Consider the following 1,347-nt stretch of genomic DNA (forward strand, 5'->3'; position numbering starts at 1 on the left):
TCTCCCAGAACACACGCTAGACGACGATAGCCGTAAGTAGGGAAGCGCTCCAGGGCCAGTTTTACCCGGCTAACCAGCTCAGCATTGATGATACGGCAACGAGTCCTGGGCTGGTAATATAACGTCCTTCGAGGAAGCCCCAGCCACTGACACAGCTTGACGAGCGAGACCACGTGGCCTTTCTGGGCCATTTCCGCCTGCAACGACCTTACGAATTCTCGTCCTCGTCGAGCAGGCGTTTGAACTTTTTTAAGGCATAATGATCTTGCCCAGCAGCAGTGGACACCCCGTTAAGGAAGTACACTGAACGAGGTGACCCATGGCAAGGCAAGCAACGTCGATGAAGAAGACCCGTACCCGTTACTCCCAGGCCTACAAGGATGAGGCCTTGGCACTCGCTGACCGTGTCGGGTCCAGTGCCGCCGCTCGTGAGCTAGGGCTTCAGCCCAGCCAGCTCTATCAATGGCGAGCCAAGGCCCAGCAGCAGCAGAACGTCTCGGCTCGCGAGCAGGCCCTGGCTGAAGAGAACGCGAGGCTCAAGCGACAGCTGGCCGAGAAGTCGGAAGAGCTTGAAATCGCAAAAAAAGCCGCGGTGTACTTCGCCAAGAGCCTGAAGTGAGGTACGCCTTCATCCATCAGCATCGTCAGGCATTCAGCATCCAGCGCATGTGCGCGGTCCTCGGCGTCGCCCGCAGCGGCTACTACGCCTGGCGACAGCGCGATGCCGCGCCGTCATCCAGACGCCGTCAGCAGGCGGTTCTCGATCAGCGTGTGGCCGAGGCTTATTACCATCGGAAGGGGCGCTCAGGCGCCCCCAGATTGGCTCTGGACCTACGTGACGATGGCCTGCCAGTAGACCGCAAGACCGTCGCCGCCAGCCTCCAGCGGCAAGGCCTACGTGCCAAGGCAGCCCGCAAGTTCAAGGCCACGACGAACTCTCGGCACACGCTGCCAGTGGCACCGAACCTGCTGGAGCAGGACTTCACCGCGATGGCGCCGAACCAGAAGTGGGTCGGCGACATTACGTACCTGGCAACCGGCGAAGGGTGGCTCTATCTGGCCGTATTGATCGACCTGTACTCACGCAAGGTGGTGGGCTGGGCGATGAGTGAGCGGATGACCGCCGACTTGGTCGGTGATGCCCTGAAAATGGCCTTGTGGCGCCGTAAGATGCCCAAGGGAGTGGTCGTGCATAGTGACCGTGGCAGCCAATATTGCTCGACGTTGTACCAGTCGCTGCTGACCCGGCACCATCTCCGGTGCAGCATGAGTGCCAAAGGCAACTGCTACGACAATGCCTGTGCCGAGAGCTTCTTCCACAGCCTCAAGGTCGAGGCGATCCATGGC

The 1,347-nt window shown here is 60.4% G+C and carries 2 pseudogenes; one reads left to right on the forward strand and one right to left on the reverse strand.

From position 1 onward, the window contains the following. Positions 1-191: pseudogene (locus FYJ24_RS12735) on the reverse strand (hypothetical protein); the annotation flags it as partial. A gap of 128 nt (positions 192-319) precedes the next feature. Between FYJ24_RS12735 and FYJ24_RS12415 the strand changes: the two are divergent. After that, a pseudogene (locus FYJ24_RS12415) lies at positions 320-1,347 on the forward strand (IS3 family transposase); the annotation flags it as partial.

The sequence above is a fragment of the Scrofimicrobium canadense genome, from assembly GCF_009696615.1.
GTDB classification, from domain to species: Bacteria; Actinomycetota; Actinomycetes; order Actinomycetales; family Actinomycetaceae; genus Scrofimicrobium; species Scrofimicrobium canadense.